A 14,932-nucleotide genomic window follows, 5' to 3' on the forward strand; every position below is an offset into this window, starting at 1 on the left:
ACAGCATAACGACGACGCGGCCCCCACTTCAACAGAAGGCCCCCAGGAGACAACCCAATGAGTTCCCACAGTCCGGCCGTATATCTTGAGGAAAGCGAATCGTCCGCATTTGCGAAAGCAGCGTGGCGGCTTATCCCGTTTCTTTTTCTCTGCTATCTCTCCGCCTACCTCGATCGAATTAACGTCGCTTTCGCCAAGCTACAGATGCTAGGCGATCTCGGCTTCAGCGAGGCGGTGTATGGATTCGGCGCCAGTGTCTTTTTCGTCGGCTACCTGCTCTTTGAAATTCCCAGCAATCTGATTCTTTTGCGTGTCGGTCCACGCCGGTGGATTGCACGCATCATGGTGACCTGGGGCGTGATCTCGGTCGGCATGATGTTCGTGAAGACGCCGACGGCGTTTTACATCATGCGCTTCCTGCTAGGCGTTGCCGAAGCCGGTTTCTTCCCCGCCATCGTGCTTTATCTGACCTACTGGTTTCCGGCGTCGCGCCGCTCGAAGATGACCGCGCTCTTTATGACGGGCATTCCGATGTCCGGTGTGATCGGCGGTCCGCTGTCCGGCTGGCTGATGACCGAGCTTGCGGGCGCGCATGGAATGGCGGGCTGGCAATGGCTCTTTTTGCTGGAAGGATTACCGACGGTCGTTTTAGGGGTAGTGGCCTACCTGTACCTCGATGACAAGGTCCAGGACGCGACGTGGCTAAGCGACGAGCAAAAAGCCGTCATCGAGCGAAAGCTCGAAGACGAAAAACCAGCGGACATGCTGCATTCCGTTAAAGACGGGCTGTTCAATCCAAAGATTCTGCTCGTCAGCGGCGTCTACTTCTTCTACACGATGGGGCTGTACGGCGTGAGCTTCTGGCTGCCGACGCTGATCAAATCGAGCGGTGTCTCGGACACGCTGCACGTCGGTCTGCTGACGTCGATTCCGTATGCCGTCGGGGCTATCGCGATGGTGCTTGTCAGCCAGAGCTCGGACCGGACCGGCGAGCGGCGCTGGCATCTGATCGTGCCGGGCCTCGCGGGCGCGTTGGGCCTCGCGCTGAGCGTGTGGTTCTCGCATTCGACCGTTCTGGCGATGATTGCGCTGACGATTGGCACGATGGGTGTCATGACGACCATTTCGCAATTCTGGGTGCTTCCGCCCGCCTTTCTGGGCGGCGCGGCGGCCGCTGCGGGGCTGGCCTTTGCGAACTCGGTCGGCAGCATTTCCGGGGTGGTCAGTCCGTCGCTGATCGGCGTTGTCAAAGATGCGACCGGCTCCGCGGGTGCGGGCGTGCTCGTGCTGTCGGTGAGTCTTTTGATTGCAGGCGTGCTTGTTCTGTTCGTGCCGCCAACTTTGGTTAACCGCAGACGCTAGCCGGAACGGAAATAACAAATGGAAACGCCGCTGCAATGTGACGCAGCGGCGTCTTCTTTGGCAACCCTTAGCACTATCCGAAGCACTACTCGATCGGCTACCGGGCTCGGCGCTCTAACGTGCTCACGTCGGGAAGCGCCTTAGCCATATTCTCGACAAGATTCTTCCGCGCAAATTCGGTGTGCTGCAGGCTAAGTTTCGCAGCGAGCTCTTCATCGCCTTGAGCGATCGCATCGGCAATCGCCGCATGTTCGTCCCAGACGCTCCTGCGTTGGCCAATCACCTGATGGACCGCGCCCATCACGCGCCGCAAATGCATCCAGTGAAGACGCGCTGATTCCGCGATCAGCGGATTGCCCGAAGCTGCGTAGATCGCCGTATGGAACGCCATATCGGCTTCGATCATCGCGCGGATGTCATTGCCCTTGGACACCTTGCGGCCCGTTGCGACGAGCGACTTGTCGATCTTGACCTGTTTGCGTGCTGCAAGGCGCGCGGCGAGGCTGTCCAACGCACCCCGAAACTCGTACAGGTGACTGACACGCGCCGCGTCGAGCGGTGTGACCTGCAGACCGCGCCCGGGCGCGTCTTCGACGAGGCCGTCCTTCTTGAGCAGCCGGAACGCTTGCAGAACGGGCGAGCGCGACACGGACAACTGTTCAGCGATCTCTTCCTGGACAATCCGCGTTCCGGGGGCGATTGAACCCTCACTGATCGCATCGAGCAGGACCTTATAGACCTCGTCGACGTAGTCGGTCCGCGACTGAATTTTAAGGAGGTTGGCTGCCATGGCTGGGAGAAGCTGTGGATACTGAATACTATCAAGCTTACCAGCAATCACTAACACGCTTGAGAAAAGGGGTATCAGAGGGTTTCCGGGTTACCTGATCGCTCACGCCTTTTCCAGAAGGCTCGCAAGCCAGACCGGAAATTCAGCCTGCGCCACGGAAAAGAGCCGATTCGATTCAGGGATATTCGTCGCAAAGGCACGTTGAAGCGCCTCGCGTCCGCGCTTTGCGTCCCCGTCGTTGCTTGCCTGCACGAAAATAACCACGTTCACTGCGCCATAGCGTTTCGCCGCGGCAATCGCGAGCTCGGCATCGTCGGCAAGTTGCGTGGGCGTGGTGTTGCGGGCATCGCGCACCGCAATCGACACGAGGCCGCAAGCGCTGCCGGCCAGCACCCATTCCGAAGACGGCGCACGCGCCGCGCGCGCCTGCTCCGGAACACCGATGAGGCCGACGATATCCTTGAACTGAGGATGACGCTCGAGCACGTTCCGTGCGCCGGCAGGAATGCCGTGGCCATCCATCCACGCGTCTAGCGCAGCGGGCGGACGTTCGCGGTCGCCAAATGAAAAACCTGTGTCGCCAATGGTGAATCGCTCCGGACGATGCTCCCCTGCCGGGTGCGCCATCAGAAAGTCAGGCCCTTTCATCTCGTCTCCATTATTTATCCGGGGGAAGCTATCGCGAGTTCAGCGCAACGAAAAGTGCGTATGCATGCCGCACTCTGAACTCCGTATACAAAGAGAGTAAGAGCTAGGCCGATCGCGGACTATCAGTGGAAGTACCAACGCGTGATGAGTGAGCGCGATGACTCTTTTATCGTGGGCAGGACGTAGTTGGGCCTATAGCGGGGACGGTCATAATCGCCGCGCCCCTTAGGTGTTTGCCCGCATTCTTACAAGAACCGCTTGAAGGAAAACTAGCCGCGACTTATCTTGCATATCTTGTCTATACAACCGGCCTCAATTACTTTGGAGAACCCATGTCATCCGCCGACTATCTGCAAGGCGCGTGTGTGTGGAACGGTGTCGAAATGTACGACAACCCGCGATGGGTTAAAGACTTTCCGCCAGTCGTGCTGGACGAGATCGATGTCGCGGTCGGCAAGTCGGCCGGTATTGAGTGGGCGAAAATCGACCGCGATAACTTTCCGCTGCCCAGCTCGGAGGCCTTCTTCGACGACGTGCGCGAAGAACTGGAAAACGGCTCGGGGATGGTGAAAATCCGCGGCCTCGATGTCAGCCGCTACGATCAGGAACAGCTGCGCCGCATCTGGTACGCACTGGGACGTCATCTCGGCACGCCGATGTTCCAGAATCGCCGCGGCGAACTGATGCGCGAGATCAAGGACGAAGGCGCGGGCGTCGGCGCCAAACTGTACGGCGCGACCGTGGACGCATCGGGTAAGGAATTTCTATCATCGGGCGCGCGCACGCTGTCGCCCGGCGAATTGCGCTTTCACACGGACCGCTGCGACGTGGTCGGCTTGCTGTGCGTGCGGCAGGCCTCGGAAGGCGGCGTCAGCAAGCTCGCGAGCAGCGCGACCGTCTACAACGAAATGCTCAAGCGCAGACCGGATTTGCATGCGCTGCTGTGTAAGCCGATCCCTCGCAGCCGCTTCGGCGAGGAAGCCGGCGGCCAGTACGTGTCCTACGATCTGCCGGTGTTCGGGGTACGGGACGGCAAGCTCACGAGTCACTTTTCGCTGACCTACATCGAGAACGCGCAGTTGCTTTCGGCTGTGCGCAAATTGACTGATGCGGAGCACGAAGCATTGCGGATGCTGCTGCAACTCGCGCAGGAGCAGTGCTTCGAAATGCGCTTCGCGCCGGGCGATATCCAGCTTCTTAACAACCACATCGTCTATCACGGGCGGACGGCGTTCAAGGACGACGCGACGACGGGCCAGGACCGGATGCTGATGAGGCTGTGGTTGTCGGTGCCCAACTCGCGCGCGCTACCGGAAGATCACGCGATTCTCTGGGGCGATGTATCGGGCGGCATGCCTCATGGTGGCATCGCGCAGCCCGCCACGCCTTGCATGTAGTAGCCGGAAATTTGTAGACGTATAGTCGGTCGGTCGTTGACGATGCAACCACCCACAATTGAGGAGACTAACGTGAAGAAGAACAGCATGCCTCTTGCAGGAAAGGCAGAAAAAGCGGAGAAACGTGGAACGTGGCTTTATCGGGCGGCGGTCTACGTCGCTTTGAGCGCCGTCACCGCAACCGCCTTCGCTGCGCAGGATTTCGGCAAATGCGAAGTGACCGGGCAAAAAGGCTCAGTCAAACTGACGACTGTCGTGCCAGGCACGCTTTCCGTGCGCCCGGTGCTCGGCGTGCCGGGCTGGTGGAACGGCGACTCTCCGGACACGATCAAGGACGGCTTCGAATACTGCATGGCCGCCAATATGGCTTATCGCGCGGGCCTCGACCACGTGGCGCTGGTATCCCGGTCTTTCCAGCAGATTCTCACCGGCAAATCGGAGGGATTCGATATCGCCCTGAGCGAGATCACGATCACCGAGCCGCGCAAGCAAGTGGTCAATTTCACCGTGCCGTACTTCAATTCCGATCAGGGGATTCTGGTTAAGGCGGGCACCAAGGTCGACAAGAAGAATCTCAGCAGTCTTCGCTATGCGGTCGAGCGCGGCACCACGGCTTACGACTACATCGTCGAAAAAGTGAGACCCACCGAGCAGCCGAAAGTGTTCAACGATCCGCCGTCGATGTACACGGCGCTGGCCGCGGGGCAAGTCGACGCCGTGGTCTACGACACGCCGAATGTCCTTTTGCGCGCGAAGAACTCGAATGGCGCACTCGAAGTGGTCGGCCGTTTCGATACCGGTGAAAAGTGGGGCGGACTGGTCAACAAGGATTCGCCGAATCTGGCTGCCTTTAACCAGCTGATCGAAGGCATGAAGAAGGACGGTACGTTCGAGAAACTGACCAGCAAGTACCTGACGCCCGAGCTCGGCGCGGATCCGACCAAAGTGCCGGTGCTGAACCCTTAAGCGCCCTACCCCGGCCCCCGACTCAAGACTCAACGAGCCTTAGCCATGAGCAATGCAACGCAACAGACCGGCGACGTCATGCCGGGCCCCACAGGCACGGGGCGCCGCTTGAAAATGGGCGGCATGCCATGCGCGCCCAGGTCGTTAGTGCTCGCATCAATCGTGGCGGTGGCAGTCGTCGTTCTGGGAAGCTGGTACACCATTGCCGTCATACGCGCCGCATTCCTCGCGACGCATTTCGATGGCGCGTGGGTGAATCCGGGTGCGGCGGTTCTCGCGTTGCTTTCCGTTGCGGTCGTGTTGCCGGTGGTCCGGGCGCTCAAAGCGTGTGGCCGTATTCGCGATGCCGCTGCGCATCAGGACGTCGCGGAAGCGCGCGGCGCTCGCTCCGCGGCTCGCGATCAGTGCTTTATCGCGCTCGGCTATGCATTGGCGCAACTGGTCGTGGTCCTTGTTTTCCAGTTCTTTCTGGTCAACCATCAGGCGGTAGCCAAGACGTTTTTCCTGGTACCCCTGATGGTGAAGACCTTCCCATTAGTCCTTACCGCCTTCTGGACGAACGTCAAGATTTCGATCATCACGGAAATACTGGTGTTGATCTGGGGGTTGATCGTCGCGCTCGCGATGTTCGCACCGGGAATCGCGGGTAAGCCGGTTCGTCTGATTGCCACTGCGTACGTCGATATCTTCCGTGCCATACCTGCGGTGCTGGTGATCTATCTGGTCGGCTTCGGCATTCCTTTGACCGGCATCCCGTTTCTTAAAGATTTTTCGCTGACGGTCTTTGTCATCGTCGCGTTGACGTTAACCGTGGGCGCTTATGTCGCGGAGATTTACCGCGCCGGCATTTTGAGCATTCACTGGAGCCAGAGCGCCGCGGCGCGTTCGCTCGGCCTCTCCCACTTTCAGACGCTACGTTTCGTGATCGTTCCGCAAGGCATCCGGCAGATCATCCCGCCGCTGCTCAATGCTTTTATCTCGCTGCAGAAAGATACGGCGCTGGTGTCGGTGGTGGGCGTGATCGACTCGTTCAATCAGTCGATGTTGATTGCGTCGAACTACTACAATCTGTCCGCCGTCAGCACGGTGGCGCTGCTGTTCATCATCGTATCGATTCCGCAAACGCGCTTCGTCGAGCGGATGATGCGACGCGATCGCGCGCGTATGCGCGCGGGCGAAGCCTGAGGGAGATGCCATGTCGTTTATCGACATTCGCGACATTTCGAAATCGTACGGCGAAGTGCCCGTCATCAAACGCCTCGCGATGACGGTCGGCGAGCACGACGTCGTGAGCCTGATCGGGCCGTCCGGGTCGGGGAAGTCGACGCTGCTGCGTTGTATCAACGGCCTCGAGTCGATCGATGACGGCGAAATACTGGTCCATGGAGACCGTATCACCGGTCCCGGCGTCGACGTCGATGCATTGCGCCGCGACATCGGCATCGTGTTTCAAGGCTATAACCTGTTTCCGCATATGAGCGTGCTCGACAACATCACGCTCGCTCCGGTTCGCGTTCTGAAACAGAAAAGGGACCAGGCTGAAGAACGCGCAATGACACTCCTCAAGCGCGTGGGCCTTGCGCACAAGGCGAAGGAATATCCGGACCGGCTGTCGGGCGGACAACAGCAGCGCGTGGCAATCGTGCGCGCGCTCGCGATGGATCCGATGGTGCTGTTGCTCGATGAAATCACGTCGGCACTCGACCCCGAACTGGTTTCCGAAGTGCTGAACATCGTGCGCGATCTCGCCAGCGAGGGTATGACGATGCTGCTCGCAACGCATGAGATGGGCTTCGCGCGCGAGGTTTCGTCGAAGGTGTGTTTTCTGTGCGAGGGCGCCGTTTATGAAGAAGGCCCGCCGGAGCAGATCTTTGGCGATCCGACGCGCGACAGGACCCGTGCGTTTCTCAAGAGCATTCGGGAAGCGAAGCGTATCTGAGCGATATCGCCGCGCCATCGGCGATCTTCAGCAAGGCTTAGCGATCAGGCTTGCTCTCGATCACAAGCTCCAGGAAGCCGGTCGCAGGATCGAGCTTCCTCGCGAAACGATGTTCGGGAAGTAGCGCGAGCAGCAGTTCCGCAGTGGTGCGAACCATGCATCCGCTCGCCACATGGCCACCGAATACCTGCCCTCGCGCATCCGCAACCGACATATGCAGATGTGCGCCGTCAGGCGATACCGATCCGGCCAGCGACACTATTTCGAGGTCGCCTCTCAGCTCGCTCGGCGCTTCGGCTCCGGCAAATCGCAATTGCGCGACACTGAGGCTGCCGATGCCCTGGATGACGAAGGCAGCGTGTAAGTCACGCTGACGCAGCACATCTTCCACGGCGGCGCGCAGATCGTCGCCGGGAGCGAGACGCAAAGGGTGGGCTTGCATGTTCATTTCCCTGTCCGGTAGATCCCAAACGAATCTGATTAGCACCCAATCATCTACATCGTACCGGGTCGGCGATATCGGCGAGACACAAACAAAAAGGCCACTGCCCTCGCGGACAGCGGCCTTCAGGTGATGCGCGGCAAAATTGCCGTTACTGGGCAGGCGACGTGGTGCTCGGCCTGGCCAGCGTGTTGTTGACTCCGTAAGCGGTAGTGTTGGCGGCCGAGCTCGTGTTCGTGCCCTTCGGCGCGCCCGCGTTCGACGTGCCGGCGCTCGTACCGCTGTCCGAGCCGGTGGCGCCAGGCGTGCCGTATCCGTTCGTCGCAGTGGCTGCGGCTGCGGCAGGCGACACGACGCTCGGCGTTGCCAGCGTGTTGTTCTGTGCAAAAGCGCTGCCGGACAAAGCGAGTGCGGCGGCGGCCGCGATGAATGTGTAGATTGCCTTGTTCAAGGTTTGTCTCTCCATGATTGGGCTGGAATATTGACGCAGCCGATCGCCATCTGCCTGACCGTGGATTGAGCAATCACGAGCCGCGCTCGCCGCTTACGATTTCGGCATCGGCACCCACTATACGAAGCGTCGCGTCAACGAAGTCGACGCGAGCGAACCCATGCAGTCAGCATGCGTAGTTGGATGGCACGAGAGGCGCTATATCTGGTGGCTGCAGCACATGACTGCTCGATTCCAAGGGCAAGCAAAACACCTAATCGATCGAGTTTCTTAAGTACTTGCTGCAGTATAGGTCAAGCAGGAAAAGCTTGCTGGCGGTGACGCAGGATTGCCAATGATCTGCACACCTGTTGGGACCACTGTGCGTGGACACAGCACCACGATCCTACTATTTGGGCATTCCCAATGCTTAGACCAGCCCTTCAACATACAGAAAGATGCGAGCACAACGAACTATGAGCTGACAGTCACACCCGGTGAGTAACACGATTGTCAGCGACTCCGTCTATCGGACGCTCAGGCCGCGACGGCAGCCACCTTCCACCGGCAAGCTGCGTTGCGGGTAGCCGCTGTCTCGCACCGATTTCGTAGAGCGCCATCTGCGCGAGCGCGCCTTCGAAAAACACAGAAGCTTGCCGCAGCTGAAAATCTCCGCACCCCACTTCGTAGCGGTTCAACTGCTCGAACAATTCACGCGGAACATTCCAGACTTCACCCCAGACAGGCGCCGCCGCGTGATCGAGCACGAGCGCGGGGCAATGTCCGAGATCGTAAAGGCGCCCTGCCACCCATCCTTCTCCGAGATAGACCGGTGCAGGTTCGTAGCGGGAAAGATCCTGGCGGTGACCGCGCATCAGCGTACCGTAGACGAACAACCGGATGGCACTCATGCTGGATCCTCCCTGGCTTAGGTAACCAGCGAACTGACCGCTACAGCGAGGTAGAGCCAATAGACGGGAAGCTTCAGCTTGCCGAGCGTAAAAAGGCTTGCGCCAGCGAGCAAAACGTCAACGCTCGTGGCGGGAATATTCGGCAGAAGCCGCAGCACGGCGTCAGCAAGAAACGCGGTCGCCGCCGCGCGCGAATAACCTAAGGCGTGCTCGAACCGGGGCGACTGCCGCAGAATGCCGAGCCACCGATGCGCGAACACCGCGAGCGCGCCCGTAGGCGCGAAGAACGCCATCGTGGCAAGCACGGCCCCGGACACACCGCCGCACAGCTGGCCGAGAAAGGGCACCACATTCAGCAGCGGGCCCGGCACGATCGCGGAGAGCGTGAAGGCCGTGTTGAACGTATCGGCGCTCACGCCGTGCGCGCCGCCCACAAACAGCGACCGCAGAATCGGGAAAGCGGAGAATCCGCCACCAAAGAGACTCAGGCTTGCGCCGACCTGCCGCAGCGTGTCGATCGTTCTGCTTGGCACCGCATCGAGCGGCACTAGCGCGAAAACGGTGAGCGCCACGGCATAGAAGCCGAATGCAGCCCATTCGTGCCGCGCCAATGACGGCAATCTCGCACGTGCGTCCCTGCCCCTGCGAGGCCCCGTCAACCAGCCAAAGGCGAATGCCCCGCACAGTACGCCGACGAAGACCGCCGGCGCGGGCTCAAGCCACAGCAGCAGCGTGGCGATAGCCGCAATCGCCTGCTCCGGACGTTTCTTCAGCAACGAACGCGACTGGCGCCACAGCGTGACAGCGATAAGACAGACGAGCACCACGCGAAATCGCGGCAACACGGCGGGATTGAGAACAGCGGGGAGTGAATGGTGCAGGTAAGCGAGTGCGAGCGCGACCATCGCGATAAAAAACGGGATGACACTGGCAAGTCCTGCGACGAGCGCTCCGAGCGAACCGCGCAACGCGTAACCGAGCCCGACAGCGACGTTGCAGGCAACCGGTCCGGGCACTGCCCATGCGATTGCGACGAGGTCGGCGAATGCCTCCTGCGTGAGCAGCGGCTTGCGCTCGACATAACGGCGCTCCAGTTGCGCCATCAAAGCAAGACCTCCCCAGGAAGTCGCGCTTAGGCCCAGCACCGCAAAAAACAGCGTGATCAACCGTTCCCTGACCACGATCTGCTGGACATCTACGCGGTCGCACACTTCGTGAATGTCTAGTGGTTGCATCAAACCGCCCTAAACGTTGCGACGCGACATCCCGATCTGCGAGCGACTGCGAGAGAACCCACTGCGGACAGGCACGAACCCGTTGTTCAGAATGTTAGCGAGGTGCGGCCAGGCCGTTAGGCGCTTTAACGCAGCCCGCTCACACCAGGCGAAGCGAAATAAAGAGTAGAGGCGCAAAGTCATGCGCTTAAGCGATGAATCCTGATAGCTGTATAGCGCGCAATTAATGGCTTTTAAATCGACGGCCTTTTCTTAAAGGACTTCGGCACGCGGGAATCGATTCTAAGGTTAAAGATCCGCTGTTCGCCTGGAATTCACAAAAGTTCAGAATGCTTTGCGCGTTACGCTAAAGCAAAACGGCTCTTAGCCCGTGTCATGCGTGTCTTGCGCAGGCGTCTCCGATGAAGGAGACGCCCGACCTTTGACGAACACCTACAACAGCATCAAGCGGCAAGGCATATTCAGTCCCGGCGACCGATTACCGCCACAGCGGGCGATCGCGAGGGATCTGCGCTTTCACCTGAACACGATCAACGCGGCGTTTCGCGAAGCTGCGCGACGCGGCCTGATACGCGGGCATGCGGGCCGCGGCACGATCGTGCTCGCGCATGCGAAGTGTGTTTCGCGGATGCTTTAGCGGAAGTAGCAACCGCCTCTGCTACGCCAGCCGCAACCCCCACAACACATCAAGCACGTGTTGCGTAGAGCGCTCAACGTACCCTGCACGATGGGCAATGCCGAGCCGACGCCACAGCGCCGGACGCAGCGGACGCATGACAACGCGCTGGTCGGGCAATGGCGTCGTGGCCTCATGCGGCAACAACGCCGCACCGTAACCGGCTCCGACCAGACTCTTGATCGCGTCGTTGTAGTTGAGCTGAATGCGCGGCACAGGGTGGTGTCCCGCGGTCGCGAACCACTCCGCGGTCAGACGCGAAAGACGCGTGGTCGCGTCATTGAGAATGAGCGGCCGGGACGCAAGCCATTCCGGCGTGACACGTGCCGGACATGCCCAATGCGCCGGCACAAACGCCATCACGGGGTCGCGGCGCCAGGGCTTGATCACGAGTCCAGCCACTGGCGGCTGAGGTAGTGCGACGAGCCCGACATCGAGCGTTCCATCCGCCAGCCGCGACAGCGTTTCCTGCGAAGTCAGTACTGCAACCTGAATGTCGATACCGGGATGGTGCTCGCGCAGCACCTCGAGCGCTTGCGGCAACAAATGCGCGATTGCGCCGGTCGACGCACCGAGCCGCGCGCGCCCTTCAAGCCCCTGCACCTGACGTTGAATATCGTCTAGCGCCTGCTCTGCGTCAGCCAGCAACCGGCGCGCGCGCTCCACCAGCACCTCGCCAATCGCCGATGGCCTGACATGTCCGCGCTTGCGCGACAGCAGCGGAGCCCCAATGCGGTCTTCAAGTTCGGCGATGTGAAGGCTCACGGTCGGCGGCGCCAGATTCAATGCACGCGCCGCATCGGCAAATGAGCCACGGTCGGCAATCGCGACCAGTGTGCGCAAGCGGTCGAGGCTGATCTCTCGCATGTCGGCGTCCTCATTCAGAAAAACTGAATATCCACGTTATGAAATTCAACTTTCCCTATTCTAGCCGCTCAAGGAATATGGAGCCCTTGCTAGCACCTACCCCTCACCGCCACCGGAGCATTCCACGTATGAGCTCTCCCGTTGTGTTTATCGACGGCGACCAAGGCACCACCGGCTTGCAAATCCACGAACGGCTGCGCAACCGGACCGACCTTAGCCTGCTCACGCTCGCCGCCGCAGAGCGCAAAGATCCGCGGCGTCGCGCGGAGGCCATCAACGCCTGCGACATCGCCATCCTCTGTTTGCCGGATGCTGCCGCGCGCGAAGCCGTGGAGTCCATTGTCAATCCCGCCGTCCGGGTGATCGACGCCAGTTCCGCGCATCGCACGCAGCCGGACTGGACCTACGGCTTTCCGGAAATGACGCAGGGACAGGCCGAGCGCATCGCCAACGCACGCCGGGTCACCAATCCAGGTTGCTATCCGACCGGTGCGATTGGCCTATTGCGTCCGCTGTTGCAGGCTGGACTCATACCTGGCGATTACCCTCTCAGCATCCACGCGGTGTCCGGCTACTCAGGCCGCGGGCGTGCCGGCGTGGAGGAGCACGAGGGACCAGGCGCCGCCCACGCATCTTCATTCCAGGTATATGGTCTCGAACTCGAGCACAAGCACGCCCCGGAGATCCAGCAGCATGCCGGGCTCGCGCAGCGTCCCATCTTCGTCCCTGCGTATGGTTCGTTCCGTCAGGGCATTGTGCTAACGGTACCGCTGGCGACGCGGCTGCTGGCGCCGGGCGTGGATGGCGCCACGTTGCATGCATGCCTCGCGAGCCACTATGCCGAGGCGGCCCACGTACGTGTCGTGCCGCTGAACGAATCGCGTGGCTTGAAACATCTGGATCCGCAAGCGCTGAACGGCACGAACGACATGCGCTTGAGCGTATTTCCCAACATGGAACACGGGCATGTCCTGCTGTCCGCGGTTTTCGATAACCTTGGCAAAGGCGCGTCCGGCGCAGCGGTTCAGAACCTGAATCTGATGCTCACGCGGCAATAGTGGCCGATGGCCTGGGCCCATCCCTACACCCACGGCTTGCCCGCGTTCTCACTTCGCCGTCCCCGTCTTTTCGTTCAAGACGATGCGACTCAAGCGCTCGGCCGCATCGGCGCGTCACGCCCGTGCGCGCCGTCCAGTTGGCGAAGAGAGCACGTTGCACTATGCTCATAGCAAGCAGGACGCAGCCGGCGAAGCCCGTTCTGCTCGCGCAAATTCAAAGCCTTGTCGATGTCGATCGCGAACCCGAAGGTAGCCAGTTTTAACCCAGCGAGGGCGAAATGCGGCGAACCCTGTCCCGGTATGCGCTTGCCTTGATGGCCCTGATGTCTTTGGGAAGCTTTTCGCAGTTTGTCTCGGCGCAGTCGGAGTGCGCAGCGACAAACCAGAACGATGACCAGATATGCAGCGTGAGTTGTCCGCTCGGCGAGACCGCTTCCTGCAACGGCGGCATAGGCTCCAGCGCGCCAAAGTGCGCTTGCTCCGGCGGGAGCACCTCACTTGACTCCACTGTTAGCGAATACCGCGAAACCAGTACGTCGCGTAACAATGGGCGCTGAAGACAAACCCCTCTCGTTGTCGCCCAGCACGAACCGTCTTTTTGCATACCATCAGCATTCCTGAACCCTGCGATCGTCGGTCCATCTAATCCGGATAGCGATTCCTCTCGACGCATCAGGTTCTCTTTCGCAGACGCGACAAGGAGACGGCCATGGTGTTTCTGAACGACCCGGACGGCAAGCGGCTTCCGATCAAGCTCGACACGACCACCAACGGCGAATTCATGCCGATTCCGCTCGAGCCGGTTCATCATGAGGCGCGTCGCCTCGCATTCGACGCCGCGGGCGATCATGCAAAACGCCTCGCGCTCGACAGACGCAGTTTTCTCGTCACCGCCTGCGGGGCGGCGACCGCGCTGCTCGGCATGAACGATGCCTACGCCAAAGCCGGCCTGACCGGCGGATTCTTCGATGTGCCTTCCGAAGCCGCGCGCGATCTGCAACTTGCGCGCTCAACGCTCGACGGATCGGAGTTTATCTTCGACGTGCAAGGGCACTTCGTGAATCCAACCGGCGCGTGGACCAAGCGGCTGCCGCCCGGCGCGAGGCCGCTGCGGTTTCCGAAAACGGCGCATTGCGCTGCGGCGCCAGGCGCGGGGCGGCTCGGCTATCTGCAGTGCATCGGGTCCGACGAATTCGTCAAGGACATCTTCCTCGACTCCGACACCGACCTGATTGTGCTGTCGTTCGTCCCATCGACGCGCGAGGACGAACCGCTCACGATCGAGGAAGCGCAAGCGACGGCCCGCATTGTCGAGCGACTCGACGGCACGCACCGCGTCTATATTCACGGCCGCGTCAATCCGAACCAGCCGGGCGACCTCGAAGGCATGGACGAACTCGCCGAACGCTACAAAATCTCGGCGTGGAAAACGTACACGCAATGGGGTCCCACGGGCGTGGGCTTCTTCATGGACGACGATCCCGGCATCGCGATGATCGAGAAAGCGCGCAAGCTTGGCGTGAAGAACATCGCGATCCATAAGGGCATTCCGTTCGGCGAGAGATCGTATGAGCACTCGACGTGCGTCGACATCGGGCGGGTAGCCAAACGCTATCCGGACGTCAACTTCCTGATCTATCACTCGGGCTTCGTGCCGGGCGCCGGCGAGGGACCGTACGACCCACGCCGTCCCGACGGCGTCGACGCACTCGTCACCAGCCTGCGCGAAAACGACGTGAAGCCGGGCTCGAACGTCTATGCGGAACTCGGATCGACGTGGCGTTTCGCGATGCGCGACCCCAACACCGCCGCGCATACGCTAGGCAAGCTACTGAAGTCGTGCGGCGAGAAGAATGTGCTGTGGGGCACGGATTCGATCTGGTATGGCTCGCCGCAGGATCAGATTCAGGCCTTCCGCACGTTTCAGATTGCAGCGCCATTGCGCGACAAGTATGGCTACCCGGAGATCACGCCGGCGCTGCGCGCGAACATTTTCGGGCTCAACGCACTGAAGATCTATCCGGTTCCGGACGACGTACTGCGCAAGTATGTGAAAAGCGACAGGATCGCCGCCGAACGTCACGAATATCTCGCCGAGCGGCCGGATCCAAGCTTCGTGACGCACGGTCCGAGAACACGTCGCGAGTTTTTGAATCTGAAGGCGTGGGGAGCGTGAGCACAAGCTCCGCGCAAACCGGCTACATCGGATCC

Annotated in this window: 15 protein-coding genes; 8 read left to right on the top strand and 7 right to left on the bottom strand. The window is 60.6% G+C overall.

What is annotated here, in order from left to right; all coding sequences use genetic code 11:
• The first annotated feature begins 57 nt into the window (after positions 1-57).
• Complete coding sequence (locus KZJ38_RS18235) at positions 58-1,362, top strand: MFS transporter (RefSeq protein WP_219797583.1); 1,305 nt, start codon at positions 58-60, stop codon at positions 1,360-1,362.
• Positions 1,363-1,459: 97 nt separating this feature from the next.
• Here KZJ38_RS18235 and KZJ38_RS18240 read toward each other — a convergent pair whose 3' ends face one another.
• Together KZJ38_RS18240 and KZJ38_RS18245 are read right to left on the bottom strand one after the other, a co-directional pair.
• Positions 1,460-2,152: a GntR family transcriptional regulator gene (locus KZJ38_RS18240; protein ID WP_219800449.1), complete on the bottom strand. Its 693-nt coding sequence runs from the start codon at positions 2,150-2,152 to the stop codon at positions 1,460-1,462.
• 102 nt (positions 2,153-2,254) lie between these two features.
• Positions 2,255-2,800 (bottom strand): hypothetical protein, encoded by a 546-nt coding sequence (locus KZJ38_RS18245; protein WP_219797584.1) that lies wholly within the window; start codon positions 2,798-2,800, stop codon positions 2,255-2,257.
• A gap of 332 nt (positions 2,801-3,132) precedes the next feature.
• On the opposite strand from KZJ38_RS18245, the gene KZJ38_RS18250 reads away from it, so the two are divergent.
• From KZJ38_RS18250 to KZJ38_RS18265, 4 genes are all read left to right on the top strand, one after another.
• Positions 3,133-4,197, top strand: coding sequence for a TauD/TfdA family dioxygenase (locus KZJ38_RS18250; RefSeq protein ID WP_219797585.1), 1,065 nt, complete (start codon positions 3,133-3,135; stop codon positions 4,195-4,197).
• A gap of 87 nt (positions 4,198-4,284) precedes the next feature.
• Positions 4,285-5,163 (top strand): ABC transporter substrate-binding protein, encoded by an 879-nt coding sequence (locus KZJ38_RS18255; protein ID WP_219797586.1) that lies wholly within the window; start codon positions 4,285-4,287, stop codon positions 5,161-5,163.
• A gap of 45 nt (positions 5,164-5,208) precedes the next feature.
• The gene (locus KZJ38_RS18260; protein ID WP_219797587.1) at positions 5,209-6,348 is read left to right on the top strand and encodes an amino acid ABC transporter permease; all 1,140 of its coding nucleotides are present in this window, start codon (positions 5,209-5,211) and stop codon (positions 6,346-6,348) included.
• A 10-nt stretch (positions 6,349-6,358) separates the two neighbouring features.
• A complete protein-coding gene (locus KZJ38_RS18265) occupies positions 6,359-7,102 on the top strand; it encodes an amino acid ABC transporter ATP-binding protein (protein WP_219797588.1) in 744 nt (247 codons plus the stop codon).
• Between the two features lie 37 nt (positions 7,103-7,139).
• Here KZJ38_RS18265 and KZJ38_RS18270 read toward each other — a convergent pair whose 3' ends face one another.
• From KZJ38_RS18270 to KZJ38_RS18285, 4 genes are all read right to left on the bottom strand, one after another.
• On the bottom strand, positions 7,140-7,544 hold the full coding sequence (locus KZJ38_RS18270; RefSeq protein ID WP_219797589.1) for a PPC domain-containing DNA-binding protein: 405 nt from the start codon (positions 7,542-7,544) through the stop codon (positions 7,140-7,142).
• Positions 7,545-7,695: 151 nt separating this feature from the next.
• Complete coding sequence (locus KZJ38_RS18275) at positions 7,696-7,995, bottom strand: hypothetical protein (protein WP_219797590.1); 300 nt, start codon at positions 7,993-7,995, stop codon at positions 7,696-7,698.
• 467 nt (positions 7,996-8,462) lie between these two features.
• Entirely contained in the window at positions 8,463-8,885 is a 423-nt protein-coding gene (locus tag KZJ38_RS18280; RefSeq protein WP_219797591.1) for a gamma-glutamylcyclotransferase family protein, read from the bottom strand.
• Positions 8,886-8,902: 17 nt separating this feature from the next.
• On the bottom strand, positions 8,903-10,120 hold the full coding sequence (locus tag KZJ38_RS18285; protein WP_219797592.1) for a chromate transporter: 1,218 nt from the start codon (positions 10,118-10,120) through the stop codon (positions 8,903-8,905).
• 421 nt (positions 10,121-10,541) lie between these two features.
• On the opposite strand from KZJ38_RS18285, the gene KZJ38_RS18290 reads away from it, so the two are divergent.
• The gene (locus KZJ38_RS18290) at positions 10,542-10,757 is read left to right on the top strand and encodes a GntR family transcriptional regulator (RefSeq protein WP_246641535.1); all 216 of its coding nucleotides are present in this window, start codon (positions 10,542-10,544) and stop codon (positions 10,755-10,757) included.
• Between the two features lie 21 nt (positions 10,758-10,778).
• On the opposite strand, the gene KZJ38_RS18295 is transcribed toward KZJ38_RS18290, so the two are convergent.
• A complete protein-coding gene (locus KZJ38_RS18295) occupies positions 10,779-11,663 on the bottom strand; it encodes a LysR family transcriptional regulator (protein ID WP_219797594.1) in 885 nt (294 codons plus the stop codon).
• A 128-nt stretch (positions 11,664-11,791) separates the two neighbouring features.
• Between KZJ38_RS18295 and argC the strand changes: the two genes are divergently transcribed.
• Both argC and KZJ38_RS18305 read left to right on the top strand, forming a co-directional pair.
• The gene (argC, locus tag KZJ38_RS18300; RefSeq protein ID WP_219800450.1) at positions 11,792-12,721 is read left to right on the top strand and encodes an N-acetyl-gamma-glutamyl-phosphate reductase; all 930 of its coding nucleotides are present in this window, start codon (positions 11,792-11,794) and stop codon (positions 12,719-12,721) included.
• A 709-nt stretch (positions 12,722-13,430) separates the two neighbouring features.
• A complete protein-coding gene (locus KZJ38_RS18305) occupies positions 13,431-14,897 on the top strand; it encodes an amidohydrolase family protein (RefSeq protein ID WP_219797595.1) in 1,467 nt (488 codons plus the stop codon).
• Positions 14,898-14,932 lie beyond the last annotated feature (35 nt).

The organism is Paraburkholderia edwinii (genome assembly GCF_019428685.1).
Classification (GTDB): Bacteria; Pseudomonadota; Gammaproteobacteria; order Burkholderiales; family Burkholderiaceae; genus Paraburkholderia; species Paraburkholderia edwinii.